The 14,351-nt window shown below is 37.3% G+C and carries 11 protein-coding genes; 9 read left to right on the top strand and 2 right to left on the bottom strand.

Going from position 1 to position 14,351, the window contains the following annotated elements; translation table 11 throughout:
- Positions 1-72 precede the first annotated feature (72 nt).
- From IQ226_RS01630 to IQ226_RS01615, 4 genes are all read left to right on the top strand, one after another.
- A complete protein-coding gene (locus IQ226_RS01630; RefSeq protein ID WP_193891348.1) occupies positions 73-324 on the top strand; it encodes a BolA family protein in 252 nt (83 codons plus the stop codon).
- A gap of 87 nt (positions 325-411) precedes the next feature.
- The gene (gene grxD, locus IQ226_RS01625; RefSeq protein WP_193891252.1) at positions 412-735 is read left to right on the top strand and encodes a Grx4 family monothiol glutaredoxin; all 324 of its coding nucleotides are present in this window, start codon (positions 412-414) and stop codon (positions 733-735) included.
- A 69-nt stretch (positions 736-804) separates the two neighbouring features.
- Entirely contained in the window at positions 805-5,109 is a 4,305-nt protein-coding gene (locus IQ226_RS01620) for an AAA domain-containing protein (RefSeq protein WP_193891249.1), read from the top strand.
- Positions 5,087-5,905 carry a hypothetical protein gene (locus tag IQ226_RS01615; protein ID WP_228039190.1) on the top strand — a complete coding sequence of 273 codons (819 nt, stop codon included), beginning with the start codon at positions 5,087-5,089 and terminating at the stop codon, positions 5,903-5,905. The genes IQ226_RS01620 and IQ226_RS01615 overlap by 23 nt, the downstream gene beginning before the upstream one ends.
- A gap of 168 nt (positions 5,906-6,073) precedes the next feature.
- Here the strand turns inward: IQ226_RS01615 and IQ226_RS01610 are convergent, their stop codons facing one another.
- Positions 6,074-7,417, bottom strand: a complete 1,344-nt coding sequence (locus tag IQ226_RS01610) for a DEAD/DEAH box helicase (RefSeq protein ID WP_193891246.1) — start codon at positions 7,415-7,417, stop codon at positions 6,074-6,076.
- A gap of 811 nt (positions 7,418-8,228) precedes the next feature.
- Between IQ226_RS01610 and IQ226_RS01605 the strand changes: the two genes are divergently transcribed.
- From IQ226_RS01605 to IQ226_RS01595, 3 genes are all read left to right on the top strand, one after another.
- On the top strand, positions 8,229-9,347 hold the full coding sequence (locus IQ226_RS01605) for a DNA cytosine methyltransferase (RefSeq protein WP_193891243.1): 1,119 nt from the start codon (positions 8,229-8,231) through the stop codon (positions 9,345-9,347).
- 113 nt (positions 9,348-9,460) lie between these two features.
- The gene (gene deoC, locus IQ226_RS01600) at positions 9,461-10,147 is read left to right on the top strand and encodes a deoxyribose-phosphate aldolase (RefSeq protein WP_193891240.1); all 687 of its coding nucleotides are present in this window, start codon (positions 9,461-9,463) and stop codon (positions 10,145-10,147) included.
- 339 nt (positions 10,148-10,486) lie between these two features.
- A complete protein-coding gene (locus IQ226_RS01595) occupies positions 10,487-11,008 on the top strand; it encodes an SET domain-containing protein (protein WP_193891236.1) in 522 nt (173 codons plus the stop codon).
- 329 nt (positions 11,009-11,337) lie between these two features.
- Here IQ226_RS01595 and IQ226_RS01590 read toward each other — a convergent pair whose 3' ends face one another.
- Positions 11,338-11,676: a transporter gene (locus IQ226_RS01590; protein ID WP_193891233.1), complete on the bottom strand. Its 339-nt coding sequence runs from the start codon at positions 11,674-11,676 to the stop codon at positions 11,338-11,340.
- Positions 11,677-11,788: 112 nt separating this feature from the next.
- On the opposite strand from IQ226_RS01590, the gene recO reads away from it, so the two are divergent.
- Complete coding sequence (gene recO / locus IQ226_RS01585) at positions 11,789-12,718, top strand: DNA repair protein RecO (protein ID WP_193891229.1); 930 nt, start codon at positions 11,789-11,791, stop codon at positions 12,716-12,718.
- The gene (locus IQ226_RS01580; protein WP_193891226.1) at positions 12,702-14,321 is read left to right on the top strand and encodes an MFS transporter; all 1,620 of its coding nucleotides are present in this window, start codon (positions 12,702-12,704) and stop codon (positions 14,319-14,321) included. The genes recO and IQ226_RS01580 overlap by 17 nt, the downstream gene beginning before the upstream one ends.
- Positions 14,322-14,351: the final 30 nt, after the last annotated feature.

The raw sequence follows: 14,351 nt of genomic DNA, 5'->3' as shown, positions 1-14,351 counted from the left end.
AAATGCTAACAGGCAACAGCCAACCGCTACATATCTGTTAATAATAGAGAAGTAAGTTTTTCAGGAATGGCGATGATAAGTCCGCAACAGGTAGAGGCAATGATCAAGGCAGAAATGCCAGATGCCCAAGTGCAAGTACAAGACTTGACTGGTGGTGGTGATCACTATCAGGTAACAGTAGTTTCATCGCAGTTTGCAGATAAGGGACTGGTGCAACAACACCAACTAGTTTATAGCGCATTACAAGAAGCCATGTCTACGGAAGCGATTCATGCTTTAGCACTTAAAACCTACACCCCCGAAAATTGGCAAGCAACAAACTAATTTTAGATTTGGGATTTTGGATTAAGAAAACAAAATCTAAAATCGTATCAACTCTTGAATTTCAGTAACATAAGGAAATAACTAATCATGACCCCAGAACTTAAAGAAAGAATTGATACTTTGGTAGAAGAAAACAAAATTATGGTTTTCATGAAGGGCAACAAATTAATGCCCCAATGTGGTTTCTCTAATAACGTTGTCCAAATTCTCAATGCATTAGGAGTTCCCTTTGAAACCATTGACGTACTTGCAGATCAAGAAATCCGTCAAGGCATCAAAGAATATTCCAACTGGCCAACAATTCCTCAAGTATACATTAATGGTAAATTCGTTGGCGGTTCTGATATTTTGATTGAAATGTACAACAACAAAGAATTACAACAGTTGGTAGAAGTAGCACTAGCTTCTTAATATCAACACAAGATAAAGATCCCCGACTTCTTTAAGAAGTCGGGGATCTGATTCCTTATTACAAAAACTATGAATAATAAAACGAAGATAGAAGATTGTGGTTATACATTCATAGGTTCAGCCGTTGATAATTTAGTTCGCCATTTTGAAGGTCAATCATCTCTACAATTGTATCCTGACTTTAGAGAACGGCGAGAACGTGCCAATGAATTATTATTTGATTTAGTTGGTAAACAACCTGGCTTGTTTTATATTCGTCGTCAAGGCACAGGAAAAGAATCAGGAGAAGAGATTTGGGAACTAACTATAGCCACAGACCAAGATAACTTTCAACTTCCCAAAAAATTAAAAAACCTAGGAAAGACTTTAGCATTTAAAGCTGCCATTCGTCAAGATGGACACGGCGGATTTAAAATTTTATCAGCTTATTTACTACATGAATTACGGGGAAATATTGACGGCTACGCCTTACCCTATTGGTTGCGACTAAGCCCAAATCATCAACATCGTTTGGACATTCCTAAACCATTATTGGCAAAAATAAAAAATATGCCAATTTGCGGCAATCATGTCCCCACCGAAGATCAACTTAAAGCCTGGAAAGCCTTCTTAAAAGTAGAAGAACGGATTGCTAAATCACGCCAATTTTGTGTATCTTTTTTGCTTGCTAACAATAGCTCAAATTCTCGACAAATCGCGTTAGAAATTAAAGTTAACTCAGCCACATTAGATGGTTCTGAAGAGAATATTTTAGGTGGGGAGAATTTCTGGGAACGAGTCAAAAAAGCCAAAAACCAGGAAGTTAACTTTCTTGATTCCGTACCTACAGATAAAAATCGTCGCCACAGTCGTCAATTAGGAACTATTGAAAAAATTGATCAAAAACATAATCTTATTCATATTCGCCTAGAACGAGAACTAATCGAATATATATCCAAAGGTAATTATCAACTTCCCAATAAAGGCTACTTATTTTTTGATGCTGCCGGAGACATCAAACAAATCGAACGCAAAGAAAAAGCCCTAGAACAATTAAGACAAGGACGCACTCAAAATCCCTATTTAGGTAACTTTTTATTCGACTCTTCCCAAGCTAGACCGATTATCAAAAGAATTAAACTTAACTCAAAAGACTTATTATTATCCTCCGCAAATGCTGGACAAAAAGCCGCAGTTGAAAAAGTCCTGTCCGCAGAAGATTTAGTGCTAATTCAAGGACCACCAGGTACAGGAAAAACTACCGTAATTGCGGAAATTTGCTATCAGGTAGCCTTGCGTGGAGGACGGACATTAATTACCTCTCAAGCCAATTTAGCCGTTGATAACGCCCTCAGTCGCTTAGTGCATAATCCCGTTATTCGCGCTATTAGAAAAGGACGAGCCGAAAAAGTGGGAGAGGAAGGACAGCCATTTTTAGAAGATCAAGTCATTGGTACATGGCTACAAAATACCGCCACTGACTGTGAAAATAATCTCAGTCAACGTCACGAAAATATCAAAATTCTCAATCAATTATTACTATTATTACCACGATTCACAGACTATTTTCTAGCAGAAGCGGAAATCAATCAGCAACAGAATGAACTCAAAACCGAAAAACAAAATTTAGAAGCAGCTTATCAAAATCAACAGCTTGAACATCAGCAAACTTTAGTCAAGAAAAAAGAAATTGAATATTTAATTACTGGTTTAGAAAATATCCTCAAAAATCCCACAAATATAGATTGGGAATCTTCAGAAATTAACAATTTTTTACCACAAATTAAACCTTATACAGAAAATAACCAACAGGTAGAAGATTTTCGAGAAAATGTGCGTCAAGCTATCAAATGTATTCAAGAACTGGGTTTTGTCCGTCCAGGATTTGGTGCATTTGGGTTAGCAGTTTGGTTACAGGAAAATATCACAACTCATCTTTCTGGATTTAAACCAGGATTAAAAAATGCTAATGATGTCGGTTTAGCTATTTCCGAAGTAGCCAAATTAGTTTATATTTTTCAACAGCATTCTGTATCCTTGGAAAAATTAGAAACAGATTATCAGAAATTTAATACCCAAAACGATTTACAGCCAACCATCCAAATTTGGGAAAATCGCAAACGGGAAATTGATTATATTATTGAAGCCATTGTCGAATGGAAATCTACAGCTAACAACAACTTGTATCAAGTTTTAAAAGAATGTCAACAATCTAATTTAGTTTTAACAGAAAACATGGTAGATTTACCATTAGGCTTATTAATGTTTGCCAAGACATTAAAATTAACTATTGTTCCTAAAAATTATCGAATCAGTTTACCAGATTGGGGAGTATTAACAAAAGCCATAACTTATGAAATAGAAGGTAACTTTACAGATAGAAAAGGTAAAAAACATGATTTTAGTTATTTTTTACAGCAAAGTTTTAGTCAAATTCCGATAGTATTATCAAAACCAGATCAAATTCAATGGCAAACAACCTATCAAAAACTCCAAAATTATCAACTCCTCAACCCTAAACAGCGAAAATTATTAGTTGAAAATACTCAAGTATTTTTAATTAGATTGGAAAAAACTTATGGTAATGCCTTTGAATGGAACAATATTGAAGCTACTCTTACCCGCATTACCCAAGAATTACTAGATATCATCTTAGTTCATGCCCGTCAATGTGTTTTAAGAGTTAAAACTGAAGCTGAACAACAATTACAAATCTTACACCAGCAATTTCAAGAACTTCCGCAAAATGCAATTTCTCCAGAACAAATATCTGAAGCTAAATCTCAGGTAAAAAAAAGCAAAGAAGCTGCTAATTTAAAATTGGCAGAAGTTATTCATAACTTACAAGCATTTCATAAACAGCAAAATATTCCTAGTCCATTAAGGATTCTTGGAGAAAAATATCTGACTAGACAAGCAAATATTTGGGAACAACCGCAGGAATTTTCCCAGCAAGTCAAATTTTGGGAAAATCGCGTCAATGAAATGGAAACTCTGATTTCCTCTTTAGCACCTTTTACTATTTTAGAAAATATTAAAAACTCTTTAAATCAGGAGTTTATAAATTTGCAAGCAGAAGCTAATATTTATCAACAAGAGATTGCAGAATTACAAATAAAAATATCTGATTTAGAACAGAAATTACAATTACAGGTATCAGATAGTTTAATTAGCGAACGGAATTGGTGGCAGTCAATTTGGCAAACAATCCCAGATAAACTCAAACCAGAATTATCTAATGATAATTTATTTGACTCAGACTCTTTATGCAGTATTCAAAATAAATTTAAGTCATGGAAACGACAGCTAAAAAGTGAAGAAAATTATCTGCAAAAATATCAAAACTTTGTGCAAGATTGGGTTGCAAAACTCCGTCAACCTTCAGAACAAGATAGTAAAGATCTAAGGGGGATTTATTTAGATAATGCTAACGTTGTCGGGATTACTTGCGTTCAAGCAGCAAATTATAATTTCTCAGAAGAATTTCAATCTTTTGATGTTGTAATTATTGATGAAGTTAGTAAATGCACTCCTCCAGAATTGCTAATTCCGGCTTTGAAAGGTAAAAAATTAGTCATGGTAGGAGATCATCGGCAATTACCACCTATGCTTGATACTAGCACTGTGGAAGAAGTTGCGAAAACTATGGGTAATACCAGAGAAGAATTGCAATTTTTAGAAGAGTCATTATTTAAAAGTCAGTTTGAAACAGCTGATAAAAGCATTAAAAAAATGTTGAATACTCAATATCGAATGCACCCAATGATTATGGGCGCAATTAATCAATTTTATCATGGTAAATTGGAATGTGGGATTTTAGAACCTGACACAAAACGCGCTCATAATTTAGCGGGGGAAATTATTCAACCGTATCATCATCTATGTTGGGTGAAAATGCCTAGAGAAAATGAATTTCAAGAAGAACGCAATGGCACTTCATTTTTGAATACTAAAGAAATTGATGTAATTGAAAGTATCTGTCAGCAATTTGAGCAGGTTTGGATGAATAAAGTTGCAAATGGAGAACCAAAAAAAGAAATAGCTGTAATTACATTTTATGGTGCTCAATTACGGAAAATTGATGAACGGTTGCAATCTGAACTTTTCCCTTCTTTACAAATCAGAACAGGTACAGTTGATAGATTTCAAGGTATGGAAAGACCAGTTGTAATTGTCAGTATGGTGCGGAATAATCAGCAAGGAGACGTGGGATTTGCCAATAAACCAGAACGGGTAAATGTGGCTTTTTCCCGCGCTCAAGAATTATTAGTAATTGTCGGTTGTCACGATTTATTTACCGCTAAACCCGGTACAGTTGGTAATATGTATTCTGAAGTTGCCAACACGGTTAATTATCATGGAGGTTTTATTGATGTTTCCTGCTTCTGTAGTTAAACAGATTGATGAAAATCTCAAATATATAGTTGAGAAAATTGAAGCTGAAAGTTCTGGTTTGTTAGTTTTAGCTGCGCGTCAATTTGGCTATACTGTAACTCAAAATTCCTTAGAATTAACTATTAAAGAATCTCGCAAATTTAATGTCTTAGAAGAGTTTATTATTCGTGCTGGTATGGAGTTTAATCCCCCACCTACAGCTAATGATTTAGCATCTATTTTAGGACTAGATTCTGTATTCGTTAAAAGTACCATTGCTAATCTCCAATCTTTACAAACTCTAGCAGATACATCTCAAATCACTGTCACAACAGAGGGAAGTTTATTCTACGCACAGGGTTCTGTCCCTAAACCTCCATACTCTATGCAAATTTATGCAATTACTGATAATTTAGCCGGGAAAATTACATTTCAATATGAGTCATTAGAAGATGTTGTAATTAATCAGCCCTATTTAGCAGAATTTGTGAATCTTGAACAAAAAAAACCAGCAATTTCTAGTTTACAACTTGCAGAGATTCAAGAAATTGTTCAATCTTCCAATTTACCTCTTCATGTCCCCACAGAAGGTAAATTTATTACTGATTTTAAAGTGCGAGGTATTACACAAACTATGGCAAAAAATATCTCCCTATTTGTGATTTTTGATGAAAATCTAAATAAGTTAAACATCGAAATCAGAAGTGGTCAGGAAATTTTAGAAGCTGCTACCAAGAAGATTGAAGAAGTATACAATGAAAGAAAGATATCCCTAGAAGAGTTGTGTCAATTATCTGTAAAACCGGCACCTCTATAGCAATTATTTCGTTTAACATACACCCCTCCTCTTTTTCTTCCTGGAGGAGATTTTATTGCTTTATTGACCCAATGCGATCGCTCTTCCCAATAAATAGCAACTTGGGTTAAGTAGTTATTTTGGTTTTGGGTTGAACAAAGTACAACCCAACCTAGGAAAAATTAGATGTTACCTGCGTTTACTAGAACGACGTGGTGTAGGAGAACTAGAACCAAGCTTTTTATCCCCTGCGGCTGTGGGTGAAGAAGACTGTCTGGAGGATTTGTGAGCAGCAGATTTAGGCGCAGAACGACGAGTCCGCTGATTTCCACCACCACCAGAAGGAGCTTTACGTCCATTGGGAATTGGTTCAGCCTTAATTTCCGGGTTGACTCCAAAACCATCTACCACTTCTTTCGGTAAACGTTGCTCAATTAGTTTTTCAATATCCGCTAACAAGTGATGTTCATCAACACATACAAGAGATATCGCTTGACCTTCCGCCCCAGCGCGTCCAGTCCGACCAATGCGATGCACATAATCCTCTGGGACATTAGGTAAATCGTAATTAATAACGTGCGGTAGTTCGCTAATGTCAAGACCCCGGGCAGCAATATCCGTTGCTACCAATACCTGCAAAGTCCCATCCTTGAACTTTGCTAAAGCGTGAGTCCGCGCTCCCTGACTCTTATTACCGTGAATAGCGAGCGCTTGAATTCGATCTTCACCCAACTGCTTCACCAACCGGTCAGCGCCATGCTTGGTGCGGCTAAATACTAATACTTGATACCATTTGTTTTCTCGAATCAGATGAGACAGTAATTGCCGCTTCCGTTCTCTGTCCACATGATAAACTTTTTGTGATACCGTTGCCGCAGTCACATTTCGGCGTGCGACTTCAATCATAGTCGGGTTATTTAGTAACCCAGCCGCAAGAGTTTTAACTTTATCAGAGAAAGTTGCAAAAAATAGCAAATTTTGCCGCTGTTTAGGCAAAAGTGCCAGAATCCGCCGGATATCATGAATAAAACCCATGTCCAGCATTCGGTCTGCTTCATCCAGTACCAACACTTCCACACGGGACAAATTCACAGTCCCTTGTTGGACATGATCTAACAATCGTCCTGGAGTTGAAACCAAAATATCTACACGGGTTCTCAATTTCTGTTTTTGGGGACCAATACTCACTCCCCCAAACATCACCATTGAATTCAAATTCAAATATTTACCATAATCACGGACACTTTCTTGCACCTGTGCAGCGAGTTCACGGGTAGGAGTCAGAATTAAGGCGCGAATTGGCGGAAATCCATGGGAATTACTAGAAATGCCCTTATTTGCAGACAAACGATGTAACAAAGGCAGAGTGAAACTGGCAGTTTTACCAGTACCCGTTTGCGCTCCAGCCATAATATCACCACCAGACAATACCACAGGGATAGCCTGTGTCTGGATTGGTGTAGGTTTACCATATCCCCGCTCAGTGACAGCACGAACAATTTCCGGGGACAAGCCGAGATTAGAAAAAGACATAGGACTCCAAGAATAACATCGGCCTGTCGCCAATCACGGCTTCAGTCTTAGGCGGACGAATGGTTTAAAATACACAAATGGGCAATAAGCACCAAGACTAGGAGCAAATCCCACAGCCCCCCATCATAGCAGAATTATGGTAAAATCTGAACCTATAGGAATTATCCCTTGTGCTACTTGCACCAATAGTAATATAAATACGTTGAATATTCTTTGTAATTTATCCATTTTAGTAATGATTTAGATGATTACAAAATATAGAATCTAGTGATTAATCTAAGAGGATGTTTGAAAAGTTTCCGGCGATTAGAAATCGCTACTACACAAACAAAGTCCACCTGGGTGGACTAACGAAAAATCAAGGCTTTTGAACCCACGTATCCCTTACGGGACCGAAGGAATAGGTGGGTTTCGTCTGTGTGGTTCCGCGACTTCTAGTCGCCCTTGCAAGTAATAAATTAGACTTTTCAAACACCCTCTAAAGATTCAAATTTTGCACTATGCAACTAAACCGCCTAGGATTAAAATCGCAGTCTAATAGCCAAAGTCCACTTCAGTGGACCAAAAATTAATCTTTAGTCTACTTTAGTAGACTTGAGCTATTAGACAGGGAATTAATTCCCTGGCGGATTATGGGATAATCAGAAGATGTGAATAAAAGATACCTTATGCCTCACTCAATAACAGTGCGTGAAAAAATCTTAGGTTGGATTTCGCTGTGTATTTACCTAAACCACTTCATAACGCACCGTTACAATCAATATAATTCCTAAGAAAGTTAAACAAAAAATTAAACCGTTGATAATGTCAAATGTCTACCCCCCTTATCTTCTCCTTCTTTTCCGGTTCGGGATTCCTCGATTTAGGCTTTGAAACCACAGGTTATCACATCGCTTACGTCAACGAAATCTTCCCTCCATTCATGTCTGCATATCGCTATTCACGGGAAAAACTTAACCTCCCCCAACCTGAATATGGATATCATCAAGGAGAAGCCGCAGACGTAAGTAAATTAATAGTAGGAACACCAGCACAAGGATTAAATGAATTAGTCAAAGATTCCCGAAAATTAAATAATATAATTGGTTTTATTGGTGGTCCTCCCTGTCCCGATTTTTCTATTGGTGGCAAAAATAAAGGACATTTAGGTGATAATGGTAAACTTTCATCTGCTTATGTTGAATTAATTTGTCAAAATTTACCCGATTTCTTTTTATTTGAAAATGTCAAAGGTTTATGGAGAACCACAAAACATCGTTTATTTTTTGAGGAGCTAAAAATAAAATTACAAAAATTCGGTTATATCTTAACAGAACGGTTAATTAATTCTATTGAATATGGTGTCCCTCAAGATAGAGATAGAATTATTTTAATAGGCTTTCAAGCTAAATTTCTCAAAGACATAAAAATCAAAGATGAATTTACTTTTCCTTGGGAAAAACATATTTTATATCCTCAAGAACAAGTATTTACTTATGCTTGGCATCAAAGCCAACCATTTCAAGAAGATTCCATAATTCCTTGTCCTGAAAATATTCCTGAAAAACTCACTGTTGAATATTGGTTTAGAAAAAATCACGTTCTCAACCATCCTAATGCTCAACATCATTTTCAACCAAGGGCAGGTAAAATCAAATTTGCTACTATTCCTGAAGGAGATGATTCCAAAAAATCATTTAAACGTTTACACAGGTGGCGTTATTCTCCTACGGCTTGCTATGGTAATAATGAAGTCCATTTACATCCTTATAAAATTAGACGCATTTCTATAGCCGAAGCCTTAGCAATTCAATCCTTACCTGAAGATTTTTCCCTTCCAGAAAATATGTCACTTACGAATATGTTTAAAACCGTTGGTAATGGTGTTCCCTACTTAGCCGCAAAAGCTTTAGCGCAAACTATTCTTGACTTTTTAAACACTGGTTCGTAAGATTAAGATCCCCAACTTCTCAAAGAAGTCGGGGATCTGAGGTTATTGTGGTTTAAGATATAAGAAATACTTTAATTTTCATCAAGTTTAATAAACTTTACACCAAAAAAACGATGGCAGCAGACTATCCAAACATTGATATTGCACCATTTATTGACCACTCTCTGCTATTACCAATTGCTACTCCAGAACAGATTAGTCAATGGTGCGACGAAGCATATAGATATAATTTTGCAGCAGTTTGTGTGAATCCTTGTTATGTCAAGCAAGTAGCAGAACTTCTGTATAAAAAAAATCCTCAAGTTTGTACAGTTATTGGTTTTCCCAATGGTGCAAATACTTCAGCCGTCAAGTTATATGAAGCCAAAGAAGCAGTAGACAATGGTGCGACTGAGTTGGATGTAGTGATTAATTTAGGTTGGTTAAAGGCGGGAAAAACAGAGGAAGTTCACCGAGAAATTGCCACAATTTGTGAAGAAGCTGGACAACCTGTCAAGGTAATTTTAGAAACTAGCTTGCTTACGGATACAGAGAAACAAATCGCTGCGGAACTGGCTATGGATGCTGGCGCTGCATTCTTAAAAACTAGTACAGGTTGGAATGGTGGCGCAACTGTAGCTGATGTGAAGCTTTTAAAAGAGATAGCAAAAGATCGTGTAGGCATCAAAGCATCAGGAGGTATTCGCACTCATAATGATGCTTTAGAGTTAATTATGGTTGGTGCAACTAGATTAGGCACATCCCGCGGTGTGGATTTACTTCGTCAACGCAATTACCCGGATAAAGAAATAATTAATTGATAAGCTGTTACGCAGCTAAATTTGATAACCATAATTTACTTGAACTTTGTAGTGCGGGCATCTTGCCCGCTAGAATTATACAAACTAAATGCACAACAGCTTACCTACTGGATGATCAGGTAATTTCACAAATTGACTAGACAATAATTAGTTTCTATTGTAAGATTTGTCCTGGTTACACTATGTAACCCTCTTCCATCATTTTCAAAAATCAAATATTATTTCTATATATGAATTTAAAAATTAGGAACTTATTTTTTTGATTCCCAGTTTCCCGGAAGAGGGTTATATATAAATTCATACATAATCCTGTAGTTAGCAAACAAATACTCAAAGAATATGACACTGAAGACACCAAGTAGTAATTGTCTAAATATTTTCATTGACAAATGCAGTTTTGGCAGGGGAGTGTTTGCTGCTGAGAATATTGCTCAAGGCGAAGTGATTCTCACCTTCTCTGGTAGGATAATTACCCTGGATGAAGCTTTATCAAAGGGAGAAAAATCAGGTAATCCATTGCAAATAGATACTAAAACATATATAGACATAGAAGAACCTGGTGTGATTGTCAATCATCATTGCAATCCCAATGCCGGAATTATCAATACATATACACTAGTAGCTTTGATTGATATTTGTAAGGGTGAGGAGATTTTCTACGATTACTCTACTACTATGAGTGAGAATTCATGGACAATGGAATGTGGCTGTTCCGCAACTAATTGTCGAAAAATAGTGAAAGATTTTCATTATTTGCCATCAAGTATTAAACAAAAATATCTAGAACTAGGTATAGTACAGAAATTCATTGTCACTGAACATGAGTTAATGAGCAAAATTAACTTTAATAATCAACTTTAATAAAGATAATTAGGGTTTGCTGAAAAAGGTAGAAATAATCACAGATAATACATCAATAAAGTGCAAGGTTTTGGCTAGGAGAGGTTTACAAAAGAAAGCATTTTTGTTTGACGGATAAAAAAACTTCCCTCTATCATCACTAAAAAACTTATTCAGCAAACCCTAACTAATGATAGACAAAAAGCCTATATTTTTCTCCTGCTTTTCCTAGTTTCGGATCTCTTCATTTTTGGGTGATAGCATGAATTGTTCGTGTCAACGTACCGTAAGTATTCATGAAACTCCGCCCACAACAGGTTTTTACTCCTGACTCCTGTGATAACAGGCTACTAAGAAAATGCTGAAAGTAAAATTAGCGCGGCGATCGCCAAAACAATCCCGCTAATTTCATAAGCATTGAGAGATTCCTGAAAAAAAATAACACCTACAAATGCTAGTAATAAAACTGTAGAAACGGAATAAACTACGCCTAATGTGGCTAGTTTCATGTGCTTCATTACATATACCCATCCAAAAGATGTAGAAGCTAAAATAAGTAGTCCAATAAAAAACCAACTTGTTTTTAATGAGATTTCATTGTTACTAGCAACTTTCAGAAAGTAATCACCAATAACACCAAGTGAGCTTAAAGCAATCACGGCTAAAACAGCTATACCTGTTTGGTTCATAAGATTGGAACGATTGGAAATTAAGTGCTGTTCGCACCGGATATTTATATAGTATACCAGTTTTTTACTTAAATGAGTATCATTTATAATTAGGGTGGTTGAAAGCAGGGAAATGAGTAAAACCTATAAAGCAACTGGTATTAATCTCAAGGCGCAAGCATTGGGCGAATCTGATCAAATAGTTACAATTTTAACTCAAGAATTTGGGTTAATTCGGGCAGTTGCGACAGGAGTGCGGAAACAAAACTCCAGCTTGGGGGGGAGAATGGGGATGTTTGTGATTAATGAATTACTCATTTCCCAAGGACGAAATCTCGATAGAATTACTCAAGCTGAAACTATCAAGACGTATCCAGGTTTATCTAAGCATTTGGGTAAATTAGCGGCTAGTCAGTATTTAGCGGAAATGGTTTTGTGTCAAGCGTTAAGCGAACAACCGCAAACAGAACTTTATGAGTTATTTAATGAGCATCTGCAACGGCTAGAGGATATACCCAAATCAGAAGTAAACTCTGTAATTGCTTATTTAGTGCAAGCTGTGTTTCAACTTTTATCCTTAGCGGGACTAACACCACAAGTAGAGTCTTGTTGTTTAACTCAACAGCTTTTAACCCCAGACTGGACAAATCCCCATTGGCAAGTTGGATTTAGCATCCCTTCTGGTGGCATAATTTGTTTAGACGCTTGGAAAACCTTGCGAACAGAAATAGAGCAGGAGAAACGGGAAAATAGGGAAATGGAGGAAATAAGCAAGACAAATGTTTCCCATTCCCTGTTCTGGGACTCTAATCCTAGCTACGAAACGGTTTTTCACCAGCAGGAGTTACCAATTATTTCTCGTCGGTTAAATGGGAAACAACTGGTTATGCTTCAACACCTGGCGGAAACAGAGATAATACAAATAGATGTAGCCGACTATTCTGGATGGTTAGCTGTTGAGCAAATTTTACGCCAGTATGTTCAGTATCATTTAGGACAACCTATTCGCTCTGCCACTTTGATTGACTCCTATTTTGCCGCCAACCATGATACAATCGTCTGATTTAGATAAAAAAAGCCGAACTCACTCACCTAGCGACGCTAAAAAAAAGCATAAAGCATTAGATCATAATGTTGCTGCTGTTCCTACACTTAGTCATATTCATAGTCCAGAAATGTCACTCAAAGATGTTTCTGAAGATGGGAATTGTCCAGCAGAAATTCCATTAACTGATATTGCTCCAGCCTCAGAAATAAAATCTGATCCATTATTAAAAGGTACGGAATCGAATGGTAAATTAACGACGGATTTAACGCCGGAAACATTGCCATTAATGGATGCCGATTCTGGGGGTACGGATTCTACAAACAATCAACAGGCGGGGTTTTTACCTGTGTTAAAAAACCCTAATTTTCTCGCTCTTTGGGCGGGTCAAGTTTTCTGTCAACTAGCAGATAAGGTTTATTTAGTATTGATGATTGCTTTGATTAATAGTCAGTTTCAAGCTAGTGATCAAAGTATTAGCGGGTGGGTTTCGGCTTTAATGATGGCGTTTACAATTCCTGCCGTATTATTTGGTTCTGTAGCGGGGGTATTTGTAGATCGTTGGTCAAAAAAAGTTGTTTTGGTAGCATCAAATATTTGGCGTGGTATTCTGGTTTTACTTCTTCCTACTCTATTATGGTTAACCCATGATTGGCGGCCTGTGGGTGTTTTACCAGTGGGTTTTTTGATTATTTTAGGTGTGACTTTTTTGGTTTCTACCCTAACACAATTTTTTGCGCCGGCAGAACAATCGGCTATTCCTTTAATAGTCAAAGAACAGGATTTGCTTTCGGCTAATTCCCTTTATACAACGACAATGATGGCCTCGGTGATTGTGGGTTTTGCGGTAGGAGAACCAGTTTTGGCATTAGCAGATGGACTGTGGACGCAGTTAGGTGGTGGTGGGGGATTGGGTAAGGAAATTTTGGTGGGTGGCAGTTATGCGATCGCTGGGTTAATATTATTTCTACTCCAAACTAATGAAAAAACCCATCCCCCGGAAACAGAATTTCCTCATGTTTTCTCCGACTTGCGCGACGGGTTCCGTTACCTCCAAGAAAATCATCGCATCCGCAATGCTTTATTACAACTAATTATCCTATTTTCTGTCTTTGCTGCCCTAACTGTGCTGGCAGTTCGTATGGCAGAAATTATCCCGAATATGAAAGCCTCTCAATTCGGCTTTCTATTAGCATCTGCCGGTGTTGGTGTGGCAATTGGGGCGACAATTCTCGGACAATTTGGACAACGCTTTTCCTATAAACAACTGAGTTTTTGGGGTTGTCTAGGCATGGCAGGATCTTTAATTGGTTTATCACTGTTCACCACGCAACTTTTACCCGTGCTGCTATTTATAGCTTCCTTGGGAATATTTGGGGCTTTGGTGGGTATCCCTATGCAAACTGCAATCCAAACCGAAACACCTCCAGCTATGCGAGGTAAGGTATTTGGACTGCAAAATAACGTGATTAATATTGCCCTTTCTCTCCCCTTGGCTTTAGCTGGTGTGGCGGAAACTTTTATCGGCTTAAAAGCAGTATTTTTTACCTTAGCTGCGATCGTCTTAGTTGGCGGTCTCTTTACTTGGTATAATTCTGGGAAATCCTCAGAGGTTGTTTGAAAAGCGATTGGAAAGATGCCCCCGTCTCGC

The organism is Dolichospermum sp. LEGE 00240 (genome assembly GCF_015207875.1).
Lineage (GTDB): Bacteria > Cyanobacteriota > Cyanobacteriia > Cyanobacteriales > Nostocaceae > Dolichospermum > Dolichospermum gracile.
The sequence above is the reverse complement of the archived record's forward strand: the minus strand, read 5'-3'. Positions and strand labels throughout refer to the sequence as shown.

Coding starts and splice junctions, on each gene's coding strand:
- IQ226_RS01610 (WP_193891246.1), bottom strand. CDS start 7,417: ATGTCTTTTTCTAATCTCGGCTTGTCCCCGGAAATTGTTCGTGCTGTC.
- IQ226_RS01595 (WP_193891236.1), top strand. CDS start 10,487: ATGACACTGAAGACACCAAGTAGTAATTGTCTAAATATTTTCATTGAC.
- IQ226_RS01630 (WP_193891348.1), top strand. CDS start 73: ATGATAAGTCCGCAACAGGTAGAGGCAATGATCAAGGCAGAAATGCCA.
- deoC (WP_193891240.1), top strand. CDS start 9,461: ATGGCAGCAGACTATCCAAACATTGATATTGCACCATTTATTGACCAC.
- IQ226_RS01615 (WP_228039190.1), top strand. CDS start 5,087: ATGTTTCCTGCTTCTGTAGTTAAACAGATTGATGAAAATCTCAAATAT.
- IQ226_RS01605 (WP_193891243.1), top strand. CDS start 8,229: ATGTCTACCCCCCTTATCTTCTCCTTCTTTTCCGGTTCGGGATTCCTC.
- IQ226_RS01580 (WP_193891226.1), top strand. CDS start 12,702: ATGATACAATCGTCTGATTTAGATAAAAAAAGCCGAACTCACTCACCT.
- IQ226_RS01620 (WP_193891249.1), top strand. CDS start 805: ATGAATAATAAAACGAAGATAGAAGATTGTGGTTATACATTCATAGGT.
- IQ226_RS01590 (WP_193891233.1), bottom strand. CDS start 11,676: ATGAACCAAACAGGTATAGCTGTTTTAGCCGTGATTGCTTTAAGCTCA.
- recO (WP_193891229.1), top strand. CDS start 11,789: ATGAGTAAAACCTATAAAGCAACTGGTATTAATCTCAAGGCGCAAGCA.
- grxD (WP_193891252.1), top strand. CDS start 412: ATGACCCCAGAACTTAAAGAAAGAATTGATACTTTGGTAGAAGAAAAC.